This window comes from Salinarchaeum chitinilyticum (assembly GCF_055390775.1).
Window position 1 is genome coordinate 3,050,731 of the sequence record NZ_AP043888.1, and the last position, 19,658, is coordinate 3,070,388.

Here is a 19,658-nt window from a genome sequence, read left to right on the forward strand (position 1 = left end):
AACCGTCTGAACCGGACGATGGGAATCCGACGCAATTCCGGCACCCGATACACATGACCGATCACCCAGACGCACCCGACGATCCCCGCCGACGAGTCGAATACCTCCGAGAAACAGTCGATCCCGCCACGGCCACCGAAGCGGACGTCGCCGCGTGGTGTGAACTGCTCACGGAACGGGATGGGTACTCCGAGGCCACCGATGCACTCGACGAGATCGCATCGGCGCATCCGGATGGCGTCCGACGGGTCGCCGAGGGGCTCCAGCCGTACCTCGTTCACGACGAAAAAGAGGTGCGGGAGAGAGCAGCGGATAAAATCACGTGGTACGCACTGGAGAACCCCGGCGCGCTCGACACCACGATCGAGTTCCTCCTGGCCGCGCTCCAGGCCGACGTCGAAACCCGACGTGAGGCAGCCAGGTCCGTGCTTCGCGAACTCGCCGACGTGAAGCCCGTTCTATTCCATCCGCACGTGGACGAGATCATCGGATATCTCGACCACGACGCGTCGATGCGTCGCGAGGCCCTCACCCTGTTGACAGGGATCTCGCGTGCCTATACGGAGGCAATCGCTCCGGCCGGTGACGACTTGCTCGCACTGACCAGGGACGAGGGTGTTGACGTCACTGGGGTCCCCGGTCCACTCGGCCGGATCGCGCTGGTTCGCCCCGACCTCGTCAGTCCCGTCGTCGAGGAGTTGCGGGAGTTGCTTTCCGACGAGAACCACCGTCTCCGGATCGTCGCCGCCACGTCGCTCGCCGACATCGCCATCGTCTACCCCGACGAACGCCAACGATGTATCGAGGATCTCTGCACGCTCGCCGATGCTGACCCCAGCGATCAGTATCCCGAGTTCGCCCGCACCACGGCGATCAGCTCGCTCGGACGCGTCGGGGCCGAACACCCCGACGCCGTCGTGCCCGAGCTCCCCCGTCTCCTGGCCCACATCGACGACGAGAACGAACAGGTCCGCAAGTCCGTCGTCGACGCGCTCGGGGTCATCGCCGCCGAACGACCTGCGACGGTCCGCCCACACCTCGACGAGCTGGTGGCAATGCTCGAGGACGGCAGCGAGACCGTGCAGTTCTCGGTCGTCCAGTCGCTCGGGAAGCTCGCGGCTGCGGATGCAGCGATCGCCCCGCAGGTCGTCGAGACGTTACGCGAGTGGCTGGACCGGGCCGAGGTGGTGAATCGGGCTCGCATCGATTTCACGGAGATAATGCGGATTTCGATCGTCGAGGCGCTCGGCCGCATCGCTGTGAGCCACCCCGATACCGTCGATCCGATCGTGGACGACCTTCTCGACGGGCTCGACGACTGGGGCTCCATGGAGGACCTCTCTGAGGTATTCGGCACGATCGGGGCCGTCCGCCCCGACGCGGTCCGGCCCGTCGTGCCGGATCTTCTGGACCTCCTCGCGGCCGACATGCACTGGAACAGGACAGATGCGGCCGTCGCGCTCGGCAAGATCGGGGCTGCCGACCCCGAGGTTGCCAGGCTCGCACTGGACGATCTACGGGCGCTTCTCGACGACGAGCCCCACCACGGGCGAGCAGCGGCGGCCGAGGCACTCGGGACGATCGGCGCTGGAATCCCGGCGTTGGCGCCAGACGTCAGTGGGGACGTCCGGCCACTCGTGGCGGACGACGCCGCCGAGGTTCGATCCGCAGCGCTCGAGGCCCTCGGGACGATCGGCGCCGAGGATCTCGACACTGCCGAATCCGTCATCGAGGATCTCCGGGACGGACTCGGGGACGTCAGCGCCGACGTCCGTCTGTCGGCAACCACTGCGCTGGGTGCGGTCGGTGCCGCCCACCGGGAACTTGCCCCGGTCGCCAGCGATGCGCTGCAGTCTCGCCTCGAACGCGACGACGAATATCGGTACGTCCGTTCGTTGATCGCCGCGGCTCTCCAGTCGATCGCGGCGTCCCATCCGGACGCAGTCTCGGTTGCGGCGTCGGAGCTCCAGGCCCACAGAGACCCGGTCGCCGAGTCGGAGCGCGAGTAGGTGGTCCCTGTCGCTGGAATCCGACCGACGACGGAGCTCTCCGCCAGGGTACCGACCGACCCCGACCGCCACGGAGTCCGTTGCACCGGCTTCTGCGACGGCCTACCCCCTTGAATCGTCACGACGTTTTTTTGTGCCAGTCGCCGTTGCGTGAACCGTGTCGCTCGCCCGTCACGGGACCGGCCCGGTCGCCGCGCTCCGGGCCCTGGCCTCCCAGGTGCACCCGGTGTTCATGCTCCCGCCGATCGCCGCCGCGTGGTTCGGCGCAGTACTCGGTGGGCTGGATTCGGCTGCCTTCGCAGCGGTCCACTCGATCGCCATCTTCGCGGCAGTCTACACGGCACACGTGAAGGACGGCTACGTGGACTTTCACGTCCGCGGCGAGGACGACGATCACCCGCTCACGGTGGTGGGCTGTCGCGTCGCGCTCGTCGGGGCGACGGCACTCTTTGCCGCTGCGGTCGTGGTGCTCTGGATCGCGGTGAATCCGATCGCCGCTTTCCTCACCATCCCGACGTGGGTAATCGGCTACCACCACGCGCCACAGCTCGACACGAACCCACTCACCGCGACCACCGGCTATCCGGCGGGGATCGCGCTCGCGATCGTCGGCGGGTACTACGTCCAGACGGCCGCCATCGCTCCGGTCCCGATCGCGTTCGCGCTGGTCTTCCTGCTCGTGCTCTCCGGCGTGAAGGTCATCGACGACGCGCAGGACTACGACTACGACCGATCGATCGACAAGCGGACGGTCGCCGTGACAGTCGGTCCGCCGCGAGCGCGCCGCATCGCCTACGGGCTGATTGCGCTGGGCTTTCTCGTCGTGCTCGCGCTCGCAGCGGTTGCCGTGTTCCCGCCGACGAGCGTCCTCGCGGTCGCTGCCTTCGGCGCGGTCGTGCTCGCGACCAGGCGAGCAGATCCCGAGATCGCGACGATGTTGCTCATCCGCGGTGCGTACGTCTTCCTGGCCGTGCTGGTCGCGGCGGTCTGGTTCGAACCGCTTGGGTGATGCCAGTGCTGGCGACCCGACTGCGCCCCGAAATACCCGTGCCGGCAAGGGTTTGTCGAACGATAACAGTTAACAAGGCTGGCCGCTTAGCAGTGATCGAATCGCGCGACGACCGACTGCGGTGGGCCTCGCTGGCCCGACACGCTATACACCCATGCCAGCAGACGAGATGGACGAGACGATGGGCACCGACCCGGTCGACCACGACGCGGACGACGGTGACCGCTACTCGGCAGTGGCCGTCGACCACGAGGAGACAATTATCTACGACCGGGAGATCGAGGAGGCCTGGATCCAGTCCGACGCCGTCGGGCCGCTCGCCGAGTGGGTGTAGCTCGCACTACAGTTCTTCCTGCCGTTTACTCGGCAGGACCGTCGACGAGCGCACCCTCGAGCGGCTGGAGTTGCGCCGAGAAGTGGCGAAGCGACTCGCGTTCCGGCTCCTCGACGATCTCGAGACCAGTGAGGCGATCGGCTCGATCTAGCACGTCGCCGAACGCGTCCGCAACCAGTTCCAGGTGCTCGCGGTGGTAGGTACGCCGTGGGATCGCGAGCCGGACGAGCTCCGGGCGCTCCGTCTTCGGGAACGCGAAGCTCCCGAGTTCGACCGCACGAACGGCGCCCTCGCGATAGGCCGCGCAGACGAGCGTCTGTCCGGGGAACTGGTCGGCCGGGATCGCCGGTAACGCAGCTGCAGCGTCGACGTAAACCGCGTGACCGCCCACCGGACGGTAGATGGGGACCTCGGCCGCCTCGAGCAGATCAGCCAGCTCCCGGACCTGCCCGACGCGGTGCTCGAGATACTCCAGTTCGACGGCTTCCCGGAGCCCGACGGCCATCGCCGCCATGTCGCGGCCCGCCATGCCGCCGTAGGTTGGAAACCCCTCGTAGAGGATCGCTCGCTGTTTCAGTTGCTCGAAGAGCTCGTCGGTGTCGTCGCTGTCTCCACCGTCGTCCCCTGGGTCGTGATCACCGACGGCGACGAACCCGCCGACGGTCGCGAGACCGTCTTTCTTCCCGCTCATGACGAGAGCGTCCGCGTAGCCGAGGAGTTCGCGAGCGATCTCCCGGATCGATGCGTCTGCCCAGCCCGGCTCGCGCTCCTTGACGAAGTAGGCGTTCTCGGCGAACCGGCAGGCGTCGATCACGAGACGGGCGTCGATATCGTTCGCGAGCGAGCGTGCTCTACGGACGTTCTCGATGGAGACCGGCTGGCCAGCGGCGGCGTTGTTGGTGACGGTGACCACGATCGCAGGGACGTTCTCCGGGCCGTGCTCGGCTGCCAGTTCCCGGGCCGCGTCGACGTCGAGATTCCCGAGGAACTCGCCGCTCGCATCGGGATCCATCGCGCCCGCTACCGGGCAGTCGACCGGGAGCCCCCCGGCCTCCGCGACGTGGGCCCGGGTCGTGTCGAAGTGCGTGTTGTTCGGGACGACGTCGCCCTCCTCGACGATCGCACCGTAGAGCACGTGCTCGGCGCCCCGTCCCTGGTGGGCCGGGACGATCCGGTCGAACCCCATCACCTCCGCGACGGCGTCCTCGAGTTCGCTGAAGCTTCTGCTTCCCGCGTAGGCCTCGTCGCCGCGGAGCAGCGCAGCCCACTGGTCGGTGCTCATCGTCCCCGTGCCGGAGTCGGTGAGGAGATCGACAGCCACGGCCTCGGCTGGCACGTCGAAGACGTTGTAGCCAGCCCGTTCGAGCAACCGTTCTCGCTCCGCTCGGTCGGGCACACTGCTGCGATCCACCATCCGCGATTCGTACATGTCTCCGGGTTCGCCCTGGCCGAACGTATAGGTAATCCGACGAATCTTGTCGGCTGACGGTGATAGGCGTCCGTCCCGTGCCGGACGTGTGCACACTGGCACCGAGTCGCACAATCTGCTCCCGCCGGAGACCGGACCGCCACGTCCGAAGCCGGACGATCCACACGCGTTATACACCTCGAACGGCAAGAATGCGACCATGACAGCGGACCCCGAGTCCATCGACGTCACCATCGTCGACGGCTACGTCGACGAGCCCGCCCACTTCGGGGTCCCGCCGTACATCTCGACCTACCCGCGCTACGCCGCTGGCGCGATGGTCGACGCTGGCGTCCCCCGCGAGCGGATCACCTACCACACGATCGACGAACTCCGCGACGATCGGAACCGCTGGGCAGACGTCGCCGACGCCGATTTCCTGCTCTACATCGGCGGTATGACCGTCCCCGGCAAGTACGTCGGCGGGACGCCCGCCGAGCCGGACGAAGTGAGGGAGCTCGCCTGGACCGCGGAGGGCGTCAGCGTGATGGGCGGCCCCGCGAAGTTCGGCGTCGGCGAGGAGAACGCCGGCGGCATCGAGACCGAGCGCGACGACCTCGACTTCGACTTCCTCGCGATGGGCGACGTCGAGGCGGCCGCCCACGACATCGTCGAGAGCGGACTGGAAGGGTTCAACGGTCGCTACCGGGACGTCGAGGAGGTCACCCGCTGGGCGCAGAAGGGTGCGTTCATCGTCGAGGATCATCCGAACCATCCCGACTACCTCATCTGCGAACTCGAGACGGGCCGGGGCTGTCCGTATCGCTGCTCTTTCTGTACGGAGCCGCTCTACGGCGACGCGACCTTCCGCCCGCCGGAGACCGTCGTCGGCGAGGTCGACGCGCTGGCCGACCACGGCGTCCGGAACTTCCGGCTCGGTCGCCAGGCCGACATCCTCGCCTACGGCGGCGACGGCGAGAAGCCCAACCCCGACGCGCTCCGTGAGCTCTACGGCGGAATTCGAACCGTCGTGCCCGATCTCGAGACGCTCCACCTCGACAACGTGAACCCGATCACGATCGTGAAGTGGCCGGATCTTTCGCGGGAGGGCCTCGACGTCATCGCCCGGCACAACACGCCCGGCGACACCGCAGCGTTCGGCCTCGAATCTGCCGATCCGATCGTCCAGGAGGAGAACAACCTCAACGTCTCCGCCGAGGAATGTTTCCAGGCGGTGAAGATCGTCAACGAGGTCGCCGGCTGGCGATCCGAGAACGACGAGCCGCCGTTCGATCCCGGCGCGCCGGGCACCCCGCCCGCCGAACGAGACAGCAGCGTCCACGGCGCCGCCGCCGATCTCGAAGCGCCGACCTTCGGCGACCAGGCTCCGCGCCGCCTCCCGAAGCTCCTTCCGGGGATCAATCTGCTCCACGGACTGAAGGGCGAACGCGAGGAGACCTTCGAGCACAACGAGCAGTTCCTCCAGCGCGTCTACGACGAGGGGCTCGTGCTCCGCCGGGTCAACATCCGGCAGGTGATGGCGTTCCCCGGGACCGACATGGACGAGACCGGTGCCCAGATCGCCAACGACCACAAGCAGCTGTTCAAGCATTACAAGACTCGCGTCCGCGAGCAGATCGACAACCCGATGCTCCAGCGCGTCGCCCCGCCCGGCACGGTCCTCCCCGACGTCCACCTCGAGTACCACGAGGGCGGCCGCACCTTCGGCAGGCAGCTCGGGACCTATCCACTGCTCGTCGGTATCCCCGGCGAGCGCGAACTCGGCCGCTCGATCGACGTCGCGATCGTCGACCACGGCTATCGATCCGTCACCGGCGTGCCCTATCCGCTCGACCTCAACGCCGCGTCGATGGACGAGCTCGCGGCGCTCCCCGGGATCGGTAAACAGCGCGCTGGCGACATCGTCGTGAACCGACCCTACGACTCCGTGACGGATCTCGGCGTCGACGCCGACCTCTCTTCGTTCGTCACGACGGGGGCGCCCAGCGGCGCGGACTGACGTCCGCGACCGAGAACCACTCTCACAGCCCAATGACATCCGATCTCGAATCCAAGACCGACCAGTACGAGTCGCTCCTCGCGGAGGCGCTCGAGGTCGCGACCGTCGCCGAGGACCTCCCCGACCAGCAGTCCGAGGCTGCCGAGCAGTGCCTGGAGATGGCCGAATCCTATCTCCGAGATGGTCGGCACTTCCGGGATACCGACGATCTGCCCGACGCGCTCGCGGCCTTCTCCTACGGCCACGGCTGGCTCGATGCCGGCGCTCGCGTCGGTGTGCTCGACGTCCCCAGCGAGGGCCACCTCTTCACGCAGTAACCACCGGGCGCTCCGGCGTCGGCCGATTCGGTTCTCAGGACAGATCGGCCAGCACGCGCTGCGCGGCGTCGCGTCCGCTCGCCATCGCGCCCTGGATCGACGACCACTGGGTGTACTCCCCGGCGAGATAGCAGCGGCCGTCCGGCGCGGCGACGCCGGGAAGATCGTCGTGGCACCTGGGTGGTTGCGCGAACTGGCCGAACTCGATTCGGTCGGTCGCGAAGAGCTGGAGGTCGCCGAACTGTCGCTCGGGATACCAGGCCGTGAGCGCACGTCGTGTCTTGTCGTCGAGTTTCGCGTTCGGCGCGTCTGGATCGCCGAGGAAGGTCGCGGAGATCAGTGCCCGATCGTCGTCGGGCGCGTACTCTGGAGCGACGTTCGAGAGCGTGACGAGCGTGTTCGGCTGTTCGTTCTCGGCGTTCAGGTGGAGACGCTTTCCAGGTGGCGCGGCGTGGGCGGGCACGGTGTAGTACTGGGTCGCGACGGCGTTGCCGTCCGTCGGGATCGATTCGACGCCAGTCAGTTCCTGGGCCGTCGGTCCGTCCGTCGCAACGATCGCGGCGTGGCCGTCGACCGTCTCGCCGCCGAGGTCGAAGTCGCCGCCGGTGTCGTCGGCCGTGACGGATTCGACGGGCGTGCCAGTTTCGATCGTAGCGCCAGTATCGCGAGCGCTGCTCGCTAGTTGCTCGGTCACTGCGCCCATTCCTGCTGCAGGCACGGCCGTCTTGCCGTCGTCGAGGACCTTCATGACGTACTCGAAGACGCGCTTGCTCGTTTCCAGCGACCGATCCAGCGTGATCCCGCCGATGAACGGGGCGGCAAAGGCCTCGACGAATCCGTCCGAGAACCCTCGACGATCGAGCTCCTCGCGGATCGTCCGGTCCGCACCGGAGAAGATCGCGCCCTGGGTTTCCGAGCGGAGATCCCGGCGAAGCTGCCAGAGCCGATAAGCGTCGCCCGTCGTGATCTCGCGGTTGGTCAGCGTCTGCGGAATCGATCGTGGATCGCGGAGCGGATCACCGAGGATCGAGCGGCGGTTCGGCCGACAGATGACGGCGCCCGGTGTGAACGTCCGCAGGTCGAGCGCGTCGAGGTCGAGCTCCCGCTGGACTGCGGGGTACCCTGTGAAGAGGACCTGGAAGCCCCGATCGAGCGTGTAGCCGCCGACGGTCCGCGTCGCGACTCGGCCGCCGACCTCCTCGCCGGCTTCGAAAACGGTCACGTCGACGCCAGCGTCGGCGAGGTGCCGTGCAGCGACGAGGCCGGCCGGGCCAGCGCCAGCGATCACGACCCGGTCAGCAGTCATGCTCTGGGCTTCGACGGGCCGCACCTAAAAGACGGTGTTCGGTAGTCAGTTACCACGCGAGCGTTGTGAACTGGAAGCTTATCGGTAGACAGTGACTGATTCCAGGGTCGCTTCCTTCTGGGGTTCGTCGCCACGGTCCGTCGGCAGACTTCCGATCTCTTCGACGACGTCCATCCCATCGACAACCTGCCCGAAGACGGCGTGTTTGCCATCGAGGTGGGGCGTCGCATCGAGCGTGATGAAGAACTGCGAGCCGTTGGTGTCCGGGCCGCTGTTGGCCATCGAGAGGACACCGGGCCCGTCGTGGGTGAGGTCGTCGTGGAACTCGTCGTCGAAGGTGTAGCCCGGACCGCCGCGGCCGGTGCCGGTGCGGTCGCCGGTCTGGATCATGAAGTCCTCGATGACGCGGTGAATTGGGACGTCCTCGTAGTAGGGCTCGCCCTCGATGGTCTCGCCCGTCTCGGGATCCTCCCACTCCTTCTGGCCAGTCGCGAGACCGACGAAGTTCTCGACCGTGTTCGGGACCTTCTCCTCGTAGAGTTCGACCTCGATGTCGCCACGATTCGTGTGCAGGATTGCAGTCGTGTCTCCCATGCATGAATCGGACGCGACCCCGGCCGAAAAGCGTGCGGGTCTCGGCGTCGACGCGCTGGCCAGTCCTACAGGTGCGTCGGTGCCGTCAGCTCCGACAGCGGTCGGACGACGTCGGCCGGCGGTTCGTCGAAGTGGCCCGGATGGAGTGTTGCGGCGAGATGTTCGAGCGTGTCGACGAGGCGTGGCCCCGGCCGATTAACGTAGTGATGGCCGTCCATCGCGTACGCCCGGCCGGCACGAACTGACCGCAGTCCGCGCCACGCTTCCCGTTCCGTGAGGTCGGGGAGGTTCTCGCGGGTCTGTTCGAGATCGAAGCCACACGGTGCGGCGACGAGGACGTCCGGATCCGTCTCGCACACCGACTCCCACTCTCGTGGAGTCGAACGGTCGCCCGGCTCTGCCATCGGGTACGTTCCGCCGGCGTGCTCGACGATTTCGGGAATCCAGTGGCCCGCCACCATGACGGGATCGAGCCAGTCGAGAACGGCGACGGACGGCCGATCCTCGGTCGCGGGCGCAGCCTGATCGACGGCCGACTCGACCGCGTCGACGCGCGCTCGCAGGTCGGCGGCCCACTCCGCCGCACGTTCCTCGCGCCCGAGCGCTGCACCGATTCGCTCGATATCTGCGTAGAGGTCGCCCAACCGGTGCGGATCGGTCGTCAGGATCTCAGCATCGATCCCGCGCTGGGCGACGACGTCCTCGACGAGCACCGTGTCGACCGCGCAGACGTCACAGATCCCCTGCGTGACGATCAGATCGGGATCGAGCCGTTCCAGCAGGTCGACGTCGATCTCGTACACGCCGTCACCGGCCTCGGCCCGCGCGACCTGGTCGTTGATCTCCTCGCTCGACGCTTCGGCGTCGATTCGAGTCGTGTTGACGTCGGGAAGCTCCTCGACGCCGGGCGGGTAGTCGCACTCGTGGGAGGTCCCAACGGGATCGACGCCCAGTCCAGCGACGATCTCCGTCGCAGACGGAAGCAGCGTGACGACGTCCATGGATCGACTTTCGGCTACTCGGCCATAAACGTCTGTTCTCGTCTGCCGTCTCGGTGGGACTACAGCTTTAAGCGGGATGCCGCGGCGAACTCGCGTCGAGTAATCTATGCGCTAACGCGTCGGTTCCGACGGCCGAGGCGGATGCGCGGCGCGCCGTCGGAAACACAGCTGATGGCCGGTCGAAATAGCGGCCACGCGCCGCCTGCTCGCCACGACCCCTGCACGCCGCTGGCAATGATCAGAGGTCGTAGAGCTCGCCGTACTTGTCCTCGACGTAGTCGAGGAAGTACTCGGCCGTGAGCGGCTCGCCAGTGGCTTTCTCGATGAGTTCGCCGGTCGTGTAGCGCGCGCCGTGCTGGTGGATCTCCTCGCGAAGCCACTCGCGGATCGGCTCGAACTCGCCGTCAGCGACCAGTTCGTCGACGTCGAGGTCCTCGCGCATCGCGGCGTCGATCTGGGCGGCGAGGACGCTCCCCAGCGAATACGTCGGGAAGTAGCCGAAGGAGCCGTGGCTCCAGTGGATGTCCTGCAGACAGCCCTCGGCGTCGTTCTCCGGCCTGATCCCGAGATACTCCTCGTAGGCGTCGTTCCAGGCATCCGGTACGTCGTCGATCGCGAGGTCTCCATCGATCAGCTCGCGCTCGATTTCGTAGCGGGCGACGATGTGGAGGTGGTAGGTCAGCTCGTCGGCTTCGACGCGGATGAGGTTGTCCTCGTAGACCTCGTTGGCGGCCTCGAACAGCTCCTCCGTCGTCAGGTCCGCCGTGCCTGGGAGGTGGTCCTGGATCAGCGGGACGAGGCGTTCACAGAAGTTCCGCGAACGACCGACGTGGTTCTCCCAGAACCGCGACTGGGACTCGTGGACGGTGAGGTCGCGCGACTCGCCCAGCGGCGTGCCGTAGTGGTCCTTCGGAAGCCCCTGCGTGTAGCGGGCGTGCCCGAACTCGTGAATCGTACTCGAGAGCGCGCCGATCGGTTCGGACTCGTCGAAGCGCGTCGTCACGCGGGCGTCGAACTGCGTCCCCGTCGAGAACGGGTGCGGTGCGGTGTCGAGCCGTCCGTGCTCCCAGTCGTAGCCCAGTTCGTCGAGGACGGTTCTGGCGAGTTCCTCCTGCTTCTCGGCGGGATACTCGCCGTCGAAGGGCGACGCGAGTTCGACGTCGCTCTCGCGAACCTGCTCGATGAGTGGGACCAGTCCTTCTCGGAGCTCGGTGAGCACGCGATCCGCAGTTTCGAGACCGAGGTAGGGTTCGTACTCCTCGAAGAGCACCTCGTAGGCCGGGCGGTCGGGGTCGATGTGCTCTGCGTACTCCCGGTTCAGCTCGACGAGCCGTTCGAGTGAGGGTGCGAACGTCTCGAACTCCGACTCCTCCTTCGCTTCGGTCCACGTCGGGTGGGCCTCGCTGGTCGCGGCGGAGATCTCCTCGACGAGGTCGGTGGGGACGCTCGTCGCGCGGTCGTACTCCCGACCGACTTCGCGCAAGACGGCCTGCTGATCGTCGTCGAGATCAGCGTCGCGGAGCGTCTCCATCCAGCCCGCCATCTCCTCGTCGGTCAGCAGTTCGTGACCGATCGCGGAGAGAGCCGAGAGCTGTCCGGACCGGGCGGTCGTTCCACCCTCCGGCATCATCACTTCCTGGTCCCACCGCAAGACGCCAGCCGCGGCACCGACGTTGTGCCGCCGTTCGACGCGCTGGAGGAACTCCTCGTATCGTTCGTCGGGTGTCGTCGTAGCGCTATCCGACATGATCGACCGTTGCAGAGGGGGGTTCAAGAATGCGTGGTTCTCGGCGATCCTGCGCGTTCAGGGTGCTCGCACGGTGCTAGCGCAGCGAACGACCGTTCCGTATCCGCATCGTCCGTCACTCCGATGGTGCCGTGGTCGCGCCGACCTGCGATTCGGCGACCGCTCGATAGATCGACCGACACCGCTCGAGCACTTCGAGCGAGACGCTCTCCGTCGCAGTGTGCGCCTCGCCCGGCTGGGCCGGCCCGCAGATGACGCAGTCGGTACCGGCTTCCGCGAGCCAGCCGGCGTCGGTCGCGTGGGGTTTGACCACGTGCTGGGGGCTGCTGGGGCTGCCGGAATCCTGGTTCGATCGCGCCGCGTCGAGGACTGCGTCGGCGAAGGATTCGTCCTGGCACCGCATCGGCGGCAGGTCCTGTTCGACGGCCCACTCGACGCCAGTCGTCGCTGCCACGCGATCGATGGGGGCGCGCTCGCCCGGTACCGTCCGTTCGTCGATCGTCACCTCGCATCGGTCGGGAACGACGTTCCAGGCGGTGCCGCCGTCGATTTCGGTGACGACCAGGCTTCCAGAGACTGTTTCTCCGGCGACCTCGACGGACGGGACCGGAAGCGACCGCAGGGAATCGACTGCGTCGGTCGCCCTGTAGATCGCGTTCTCGCCCTCCTCGGGTACGCTCGCGTGGGCGCTTTCCCCGTGTGCGACGATCGTGCTCGCACGGCGGCCTTTGTGCGCGACGGCGACGTCGGTAACCCCCTCGGCCGAGTAGCAAGTCGATCCCTCTCCGACGACGGCGGTCTCGGGAACGAACCCGTTCTGGATGGCGTGTCGGGCGCCCTCGCCGCCGATTTCCTCGCCGACGAAGCTCGCAAAGACGAGCGCGTCGGCCGATGCGGTCTCTGCGGTGGTCAACAGCTCCGCATCGCGAAATGCGAGCATCGCTGCCGCGACTGCTCCCTTCATGTCCGCGCTCCCGCGGCCGTAGAGCCGACCGTCCCGGCGTTCGACGACGTACGCCCCGTCGTCGTCGATCTGATCGTCGTCCGGTGGCACGACGTCGTGGTGTCCCACGAGCGCGAGCGATCGGTCGGTCGTGAGCAACGTGCTATCGGGGGGCGACTGATCGTCAGTCTCTGGGGCCGACTTTCCGTCGGCGCTGCGCCGAGCGAGAACGTTTCCCACCTCGTCCCGTCGCACGGTCGCTTCCGTCTCTTCGCACAGCCAGGACTCGATCAGATCTCCGGCTGCCGTCGGATCTTCGTGGCTCGGTGTTTCCACGAGATCTGTCGCAAGCGAGACGAGCTCGTCCATGCGGCTTGGAGCGGCTGCCAGCCTAATAACCGGTGTGGCTGGCGGGGGACCTGTTTGACGTGGAGAAAAACGCTGGCCGCCAACGCTGACGGTCGTTAGAGCTGCTCGAGGCGCTCGTTTTCCCGGACTATCGGACAGTCGACGACCCGAAAGTGCTCCATGTCGACGAGTTCGAGGATCTCCGTGCCGTCGTGGGAACACGCTACCTCGGGTGGCTCGGAGAAGTACGGGCACTGTTCGCAGTAGCTGCGTTTCTTCACTACGCGGACGTCCTGGGCAGCGTCGTCCGGCGGCTCCGGTGGCTCGTCCTGGTCGAGTTGCTCCCAGACGACGTCGGAGTCGATCTCGGGGACTGATTCCTCCTCGAACAGGCCGTCGTCCGGGCGGTCCGCGTCGCGACCTCGGCGCTCGTCGACTGTGGAGGCCAGGGACCCCAGCGGCGCGTCGGCGTTCGCACCGCTCTCGGCATCGGCCTCTGCAGCTTCTTCACCCGCCCCGGCGGCCTCGTCGGCCTGGTGATCCGGTTCGAGATCGGTATCGAGACCGAAGGAATCGGTGCTCGATGGTTCCGAATCGATCCGTTCATCGGCCGATTCGGTGTCCGCGTCGCCCTCGGGATCACGCTCACCAGCACCGTCGCCCTCGTCGATCATCTGTCGTCGTCACCCGCGGTGTCCCAGTCGACGTCTGCCGGGTGAGGACGGTCGCGCTCGACGTCGGCCTGGAGCGCTTCGGCGACGGGATCGTCGTTCGAGCCCGTCAACGCCGGCGATTGCCCCGTCACGAACGTCGCCGAACCGAAGAACCCCTGTTTGGGTTCGACGTCGACGAAGCTCGCGGCGCAGTACGGACAGTCCGGGCTCGTGAGCAGCCCCGCGCGCACGGACCGTCCACAGTCTTCGCAGTCGGCCGCTTCGATCCCCTCCAGGGCAGCGTCGCGTTTGAGCCGGTCCGCAGCCTCTCGTTCCTCGATCGAACCGGCTAGTTCCTGCAGCTGCTCCCTCGTACCGATCGTCGCCTGGGCGAGCCTGTCGGTGCGATCGGCCAGGTCGTCCGTTACTTCGATGAGGTACTCGAGCACCTCCTCGAAGTTCTCGAACCCATCGTCGAGGTTCGCTTCGACGCTCTCGAGACGGTCGCCGTGCGTCGAGAGCTGCTCGTCGAGCGCCGTCAGCTCCGCACCGAGTTCCTCCAGATCGCTCTCGAGCGCTTCGTGGCCGTGTTCGGCAGGCGCTTTTCCGTCGGCCTCCCGCTTCACCTGAATCACTCTCGATCGGACGTCCTCGAGGAGCGAACGGAACTCGGATTCGACCTCGTCGAGCTCCGACCGATCGACCGGGTCGTCGACATCCGCGATCGCGTCCGTCGAGAGTCCCTCGAGGGCACCGTCATCGTCGTCGAGATCTCGATGTGCGGCGAGGAGCAACCGTACGAACTGCCCGACGTCTACGCCGTGCTCGTCGGCTCGTCGCTGGAGCCAGCGACGGACGTCTTCGGACACCGCGATCCCCGCTGCCTCGCCGGTGTCTTCGCTCGCCATCTGTGCAATATATCGGAGTCACGGCATAAGTATCCCGTGGCCAGCACCCTGCGAGACGGCGAAAACGTTCGCCTCAGCGGATTTTGCGGACGTCGCTGATGTCGAATCCGCCGTCGTGGATCTCGGTCTCGAACCGGATGATTTCCTCCTCTTCGAGCCGGGAGAGCACGCCGCGGAACTGCTTGACGACCATCGTTCGTGCGCGCTCGCTCCCGCCGGTCTCCCACTCGAAGAGAAACGTCCCGTCGGTCGCTTCCATGAGCCGCCCGAGCTGCGTCGGTTCCAGCGTGTCGAGCGTGACGAGCAGTACGACCATCCCGCCCCACCGTTTCGCGGCCTTGCTGAGGCCCTTGATGAGCAGGGTGATGTCGGTCCAGTCCATCTCGCCGCTGGCGACGCTGATCAGGTCCGTCACGGAGTCGATCACCACGAGGCTGCCCTCTCCCTTCCGACTGAGGTACTCGCCGATGGCTTCCAGCACGTCGCGTCGGTCGTGCCGGTCGCCGAGTGACGAGATGTCCGCGGTCTTGCTGGCGTACCAGTCGCTCGGCACCTGACTGAGCTGGAAGTATTCTTCGGAGAAGTCTTCGAAGGTAATCGCCTCCGCTGCCGCGTCGACGAGTTCCTCGTCCATCGTGTACTCCATCTCCTCGATCAGCGCGTTCTCGTCGTCCGTGAAGGAGAGATACTGGACCGACGTGGGGAGCTGGGCACCGTCCTCCAGATCCCCATAGTACAGGTCGAACTGTGCTTCGTCCGCAAGTGCGAGCCCGTTCATCGCGGCCGTCGTGTAGAGGAACTCCCGTCCCCCGGCCCCGACCTCGCTTCCCAGCAGGACCGTACTGCCAGCGGGTGCGCCACCACCGATCATCGCGTCGAGCCGCGAGACGCCGAAGGGGACCCGAACCATGACTCCCGTTCGGAGCGACTGCCGTTAGCACTTACGGCGGAATCGGTGATCCTCCGGCTTGCGAGCTTGCCCTTTCCTCGGACGACACGGCAGTTTCGGCCCGGTCGACGCCTTCGATTGGGGACTCGTTTACTACGTGACTCGTAACATGCATCAGGCTAATCGGAAGCGGAATTATTATGAGGGTAGTGTGGTACGTGGTCTCTATGCATCGGCGCGGCAACCGACGGCTGGTGGTGGACCGTCGGGCTGCAGGAGGCAGAGCGGTCGATCGAAGCGGCTACAGCGCGAACGCGGAGGGGTTGACGTGACGGCTACGGATCGCGGGACCGAGCGACGTCGACTGCTCGCGGCAGTTCGGAGCGACGGCGAGGAGGCGGCGACCGAGGACGGTGACTCGAACACTCCGCGAGGTGACCATCCCGAGCCCGCACCCGACGGTGGCGCCATCACGCTCGACGGACCGCTCTTTCACTGCTCGCGGTGCGATCGGGCGTACCTCGAAGAACCGGCTAGCTGTGACAGCTGTGGCGAACCCACCTTCGACCGACGAACGGCGTAGCTCCGACCGTCTGGGAGCGGCGCTCGACCCCCGTGCGACGAGTTCGCTTTTGTCGATGGCCCACGACTAGTCGCCCGTGGCTGTGCCGCCGACTCCAGCGGCGATCTTCGATCGGGCGGTCGAGGAGGGGAACCGGCGCATCGAGCAGCCGCTCCTCGAACTGGTCGCGACGAGCTTCATCGCCGGGTTCACGATCGTCTTCGGAATCGTCGCACTGGGCATCGTCGAGTCGATCGTCGAGCCGCAGTTCGGGGCCGTCGCAAAACTCGGGGGCGCACTCGCCTTCGGCGTCGGTCTCGTCTTCCTCGTGGTCGGGCGGACGGAGCTGTTCAACGAGAATTTCTCCGATCCGGCGGCAGCGGCGATCGAACGGCCCGATACGTGGCTGCTCCGACCGCTGCTCCGGCTGTGGTCGCTGACGTTCGTTTTCAATCTCGCTGGTGGCTGTCTGTTCGCGCTCGTCTTCGCCGTCGATGGGGCGCTACCGCCAGGTGCGGGCGAGGCACTGAGCAGGTACGCCACCGAGACGGCACACCGTGGGGCCGGTACGTGGTTCACCCGGGGTATCGCGGGCGGCGCACTACTGAGCTTGCTATCCTTCCTCCTCGCCGCCGTCGAGGGCGACGGAAGTCGGATCGCGCTCGCCTACGTGGTCGGCGTGCTCCTCGCGCTCGGTCCGTTCGATCACGTCGTCGTCACCGTCCTCCACGTGTATTTGGGAATGCTCTACGGGGCGAACGTCGGCCTCGGAACGCTGGCATTCCTGACAGTCGTCGTGACGGCGGGGAACCTCCTCGGCGGGCTCGGCCTCGTTACTTTCACACACGCGGCGCAGGCGAAAGGCGCCCGTTCGGAGACGGAGCTGCAGTAATCGGCGCTACTGCCAGCGATCGCGGTGAAGCGGCTAGATTGAGCCGATCGCTACTGTGGTCGCTCCCCTCACGTTCGTGGCGCTGGGAGGGGACGACACCGCGAGAACCCTGCTCGTTACACTGCAAGTTGTTGTCTTTGCCTTCCAGAACATTTTTGGTTATCTCACAAATTATCTTTAGTAGACACGAGATCAATGTCCGATACTAGCCCACCACCGGGGATCGACGCGGCCCAAACCGGCGACTGCTCGCTCGCTGTCGCGGCGACTGCCGGGAAGTCTATCGCCGCCGACGAACGCACGGGGGGAGCCCGATAATGCGACACGGAGAGACCGACTGGTGGCCGAACCAGCTCCGCCTCGACGTGCTCGACCAGAACGCCAGCGACGTCAGTCCGTTGGACGAGGAGTTCGACTACGCCGAGGCCTTCGAGGAGCTCGACCTCGACGCCGTCAAGGCGGACATCGAGGAGCTGATGACGAGCTCCCAGGACTGGTGGCCTGCTGACTACGGCCACTACGGGCCGCTGTTCATCCGGATGGCCTGGCACAGCGCCGGAACGTACCGCACCATCGACGGGCGCGGCGGCGCGAGCGGTGGCCGCCAGCGACTCCCGCCGCTCAACAGCTGGCCGGACAACGTCAACCTCGACAAGGCACGCCGCCTGCTCTGGCCGGTCAAGCAGAAGTACGGCCAGAAACTCTCCTGGGCGGACTTGATCGTCCTTGCCGGGAACGTCGCACTCGAATCGATGGGCTTCGAAACGTTCGGCTTCGCCGGGGGTCGCGAGGACGCCTTCGAGCCCGACGACGCCGTCGACTGGGGCCCCGAAGACGAGTGGGAGGAGAGCTCTCCCGATCGATTCGACGAGGACGGCGACCTCGAGAAGCCCCTCGGCAACACCGTCATGGGGCTCATCTACGTGAATCCGGAGGGGCCAAACGGCGAACCTGACGTCGAGGGCTCTGCGAAGAACATCCGGCAGGCGTTCAGCCGGATGGCGATGAACGACGAGGAGACCGCCGCACTCATCGCCGGCGGTCACACGTTCGGAAAGGTCCACGGCGCCGACAGCGGTGACAACCTCGGCCCCGAACCCGACGCCGCTCCGATCGACCAGCAGGGGCTCGGCTGGGAGAACGAGTTCGGCGAGGGCAAAGGTCCCGACACGATCACTAGCGGCATCGAGGGGCCGTGGACGCAAGCGCCGACCTCGTGGGACATGGGCTACGTGGATAACCTGCTCGAGCACGACTGGACGTCCGTCAAGGGTCCCGGCGGTGCGTGGCAGTGGGAGCCGGTCGGCGACGACCTGCAGAACTCCGTCCCTGACGTCGAGGGCGCGCCGGACTCCGTCACCCCGATGATGCTGACGACGGACATCGCCCTCAAGCACGACCCCGACTTCCGGGCGGTCCTCGAGCGGTTCCAGGAGCATCCCGACGAGTTCCAGCAGGCCTTCGCGAAGGCGTGGTACAAGCTGATCCACCGCGACATGGGCCCGCCGTCCCGGTTCCTCGGCCCCGAGGTCCCCGACGAGACGATGCTCTGGCAGGATCCGATCCCCGACGCCGACTACGACCTCGTCGACGAGGACGACGTCGCCGAGCTGAAGGCGTCGATTCTGGACACGGACCTCACCGTCTCACAGCTCGTGAAGACGGCCTGGGCCTCGGCATCGACGTACCGGGACAGCGACAAGCGCGGCGGTGCGAACGGCGCACGCGTCCGACTCGAACCCCAGCGCAGCTGGGAGGTCAACGAGCCGGCCGAACTCGACGCCGTCCTCGAGACGCTCGAGGGCGTGCAGGAGGAGTTCAACGCCTCACGTTCCGACGACGTCCGTGTCTCGCTCGCCGATCTCATCGTCCTGGGTGGGAACGCCGCCATCGAGAAGGCCGCGGCGGACGCCGGCCACGACGTCGAGATCCCCTTCGAGCCGGGCCGCACCGACGCCACGCAGGAGCAGACCGACGTCGATTCCTTCGAGGCGCTCAAACCCGACGTCGACGGGTTCCGGAACTACTTCGGCGGCGAGTACGACGACCCCGCCGAGGAGCTCCTCGTCGACAGGGCCGACCTGCTTGACCTCTCCCCGCCGGAGATGACGGCGCTGGTCGGTGGCATGCGCGTCCTCGACGCGAACTACCAGAACTCCGAGCTCGGCGTGTTCACCGACGAGCCCGGCACGCTGACCAACGACTTCTTCGTGACCCTGCTCGACGGCAGCTACGAGTGGGAAGCGAAGACGGAGGCTGAGGATCGCTTCGAACTTCGCGACCGCGAGACGGGCGAGGTCGAGTGGGAGGGCTCCCGCGTCGATCTGATCTTCGGGTCGAACGCCCGGCTTCGTGCGATCGCAGAGGTCTACGGCAGCGACGACGGCGAGGCGGAGTTCGTCGATGACTTCGTCGACACCTGGTCCAAGGTCATGCAGCACGACCGGTTCGACCTGGAGTAACGTCGCTGGCGCTTCTCGCGCTGTGCGCGTTTGTTTTTTCCTACTGACAACGAGCAGTGACAGTTGGCCGTCGCTACCTGTCAGAGAATGCGGGAAAAGGGGTATATTCCCAGTGGGCCGGCGCGAATTCGAATCGCGGTTACGGCCACCCGAAGGCCGAAGGATACCAAGCTACCCCACCGGCCCGCACGTGATAGAAGCGACCGTCCGCCTTTAACGATTCCGGAGTGGGGCAGGCGGCGGTGGAAGTACAGTC

Annotated in this window: 17 protein-coding genes and 1 tRNA gene; 8 read left to right on the forward strand and 10 right to left on the reverse strand. The window is 66.6% G+C overall.

Going from position 1 to position 19,658, the window contains the following annotated elements; translation table 11 throughout:
• The first annotated feature begins 53 nt into the window (after window positions 1–53).
• The 3 genes from ACZ5KP_RS14835 to ACZ5KP_RS14845 all read left to right on the forward strand — a co-directional run bounded on the left by ACZ5KP_RS14835 (window position 54) and on the right by ACZ5KP_RS14845 (window position 3,352).
• Window positions 54–2,009: a HEAT repeat domain-containing protein gene (locus ACZ5KP_RS14835; RefSeq protein WP_460918668.1), complete on the forward strand. Its 1,956-nt coding sequence runs from the start codon at window positions 54–56 to the stop codon at window positions 2,007–2,009.
• A gap of 157 nt (window positions 2,010–2,166) precedes the next feature.
• Window positions 2,167–3,018, forward strand: a complete 852-nt coding sequence (locus ACZ5KP_RS14840; RefSeq protein ID WP_460918669.1) for a UbiA family prenyltransferase — start codon at window positions 2,167–2,169, stop codon at window positions 3,016–3,018.
• A 154-nt stretch (window positions 3,019–3,172) separates the two neighbouring features.
• Window positions 3,173–3,352, forward strand: a complete 180-nt coding sequence (locus ACZ5KP_RS14845; protein ID WP_460918671.1) for a hypothetical protein — start codon at window positions 3,173–3,175, stop codon at window positions 3,350–3,352.
• A gap of 25 nt (window positions 3,353–3,377) precedes the next feature.
• On the opposite strand, the gene ACZ5KP_RS14850 is transcribed toward ACZ5KP_RS14845, so the two are convergent.
• Window positions 3,378–4,781 carry a tryptophanase gene (locus ACZ5KP_RS14850; protein ID WP_460918672.1) on the reverse strand — a complete coding sequence of 468 codons (1,404 nt, stop codon included), beginning with the start codon at window positions 4,779–4,781 and terminating at the stop codon, window positions 3,378–3,380.
• A 199-nt stretch (window positions 4,782–4,980) separates the two neighbouring features.
• Between ACZ5KP_RS14850 and ACZ5KP_RS14855 the strand changes: the two genes are divergently transcribed.
• On the forward strand, window positions 4,981–6,780 hold the full coding sequence (locus tag ACZ5KP_RS14855) for a radical SAM protein (protein ID WP_460918673.1): 1,800 nt from the start codon (window positions 4,981–4,983) through the stop codon (window positions 6,778–6,780).
• A 32-nt stretch (window positions 6,781–6,812) separates the two neighbouring features.
• Entirely contained in the window at window positions 6,813–7,097 is a 285-nt protein-coding gene (locus tag ACZ5KP_RS14860; RefSeq protein WP_460918675.1) for a DUF357 domain-containing protein, read from the forward strand.
• Window positions 7,098–7,131: 34 nt separating this feature from the next.
• Here the strand turns inward: ACZ5KP_RS14860 and ACZ5KP_RS14865 are convergent, their stop codons facing one another.
• The 8 genes from ACZ5KP_RS14865 to ACZ5KP_RS14900 form a co-directional block, all read right to left on the reverse strand.
• A complete protein-coding gene (locus tag ACZ5KP_RS14865; protein ID WP_460918676.1) occupies window positions 7,132–8,403 on the reverse strand; it encodes an NAD(P)/FAD-dependent oxidoreductase in 1,272 nt (423 codons plus the stop codon).
• 78 nt (window positions 8,404–8,481) lie between these two features.
• Entirely contained in the window at window positions 8,482–8,997 is a 516-nt protein-coding gene (locus tag ACZ5KP_RS14870; protein WP_460918677.1) for a peptidylprolyl isomerase, read from the reverse strand.
• Window positions 8,998–9,062: 65 nt separating this feature from the next.
• Entirely contained in the window at window positions 9,063–9,998 is a 936-nt protein-coding gene (locus tag ACZ5KP_RS14875; RefSeq protein ID WP_460918678.1) for an ABC transporter substrate-binding protein, read from the reverse strand.
• A gap of 238 nt (window positions 9,999–10,236) precedes the next feature.
• On the reverse strand, window positions 10,237–11,745 hold the full coding sequence (locus ACZ5KP_RS14880; protein WP_460918679.1) for a carboxypeptidase M32: 1,509 nt from the start codon (window positions 11,743–11,745) through the stop codon (window positions 10,237–10,239).
• Between the two features lie 115 nt (window positions 11,746–11,860).
• Window positions 11,861–13,057, reverse strand: coding sequence for a M20 family metallopeptidase (locus ACZ5KP_RS14885; protein WP_460918680.1), 1,197 nt, complete (start codon window positions 13,055–13,057; stop codon window positions 11,861–11,863).
• Between the two features lie 95 nt (window positions 13,058–13,152).
• Window positions 13,153–13,710, reverse strand: a complete 558-nt coding sequence (locus ACZ5KP_RS14890) for a DUF8135 domain-containing protein (protein WP_460918681.1) — start codon at window positions 13,708–13,710, stop codon at window positions 13,153–13,155.
• A complete protein-coding gene (locus tag ACZ5KP_RS14895; protein WP_460918682.1) occupies window positions 13,707–14,597 on the reverse strand; it encodes a hypothetical protein in 891 nt (296 codons plus the stop codon). The genes ACZ5KP_RS14890 and ACZ5KP_RS14895 overlap by 4 nt, the downstream gene beginning before the upstream one ends.
• A gap of 73 nt (window positions 14,598–14,670) precedes the next feature.
• Complete coding sequence (locus tag ACZ5KP_RS14900) at window positions 14,671–15,507, reverse strand: RAD55 family ATPase (RefSeq protein WP_460918683.1); 837 nt, start codon at window positions 15,505–15,507, stop codon at window positions 14,671–14,673.
• A 307-nt stretch (window positions 15,508–15,814) separates the two neighbouring features.
• Between ACZ5KP_RS14900 and ACZ5KP_RS14905 the strand changes: the two genes are divergently transcribed.
• The 3 genes from ACZ5KP_RS14905 (at window position 15,815) to katG (ending at window position 19,402) form a co-directional block, all read left to right on the forward strand.
• Window positions 15,815–16,069, forward strand: a complete 255-nt coding sequence (locus tag ACZ5KP_RS14905) for a hypothetical protein (RefSeq protein WP_460918684.1) — start codon at window positions 15,815–15,817, stop codon at window positions 16,067–16,069.
• A 76-nt stretch (window positions 16,070–16,145) separates the two neighbouring features.
• Window positions 16,146–16,940 carry a formate/nitrite transporter family protein gene (locus tag ACZ5KP_RS14910; RefSeq protein ID WP_460918685.1) on the forward strand — a complete coding sequence of 265 codons (795 nt, stop codon included), beginning with the start codon at window positions 16,146–16,148 and terminating at the stop codon, window positions 16,938–16,940.
• 317 nt (window positions 16,941–17,257) lie between these two features.
• The gene (gene katG / locus ACZ5KP_RS14915) at window positions 17,258–19,402 is read left to right on the forward strand and encodes a catalase/peroxidase HPI (protein WP_460918686.1); all 2,145 of its coding nucleotides are present in this window, start codon (window positions 17,258–17,260) and stop codon (window positions 19,400–19,402) included.
• A 113-nt stretch (window positions 19,403–19,515) separates the two neighbouring features.
• On the opposite strand, the gene ACZ5KP_RS14920 is transcribed toward katG, so the two are convergent.
• Window positions 19,516–19,588, reverse strand: a tRNA-Pro gene (locus ACZ5KP_RS14920).
• Window positions 19,589–19,658: the final 70 nt, after the last annotated feature.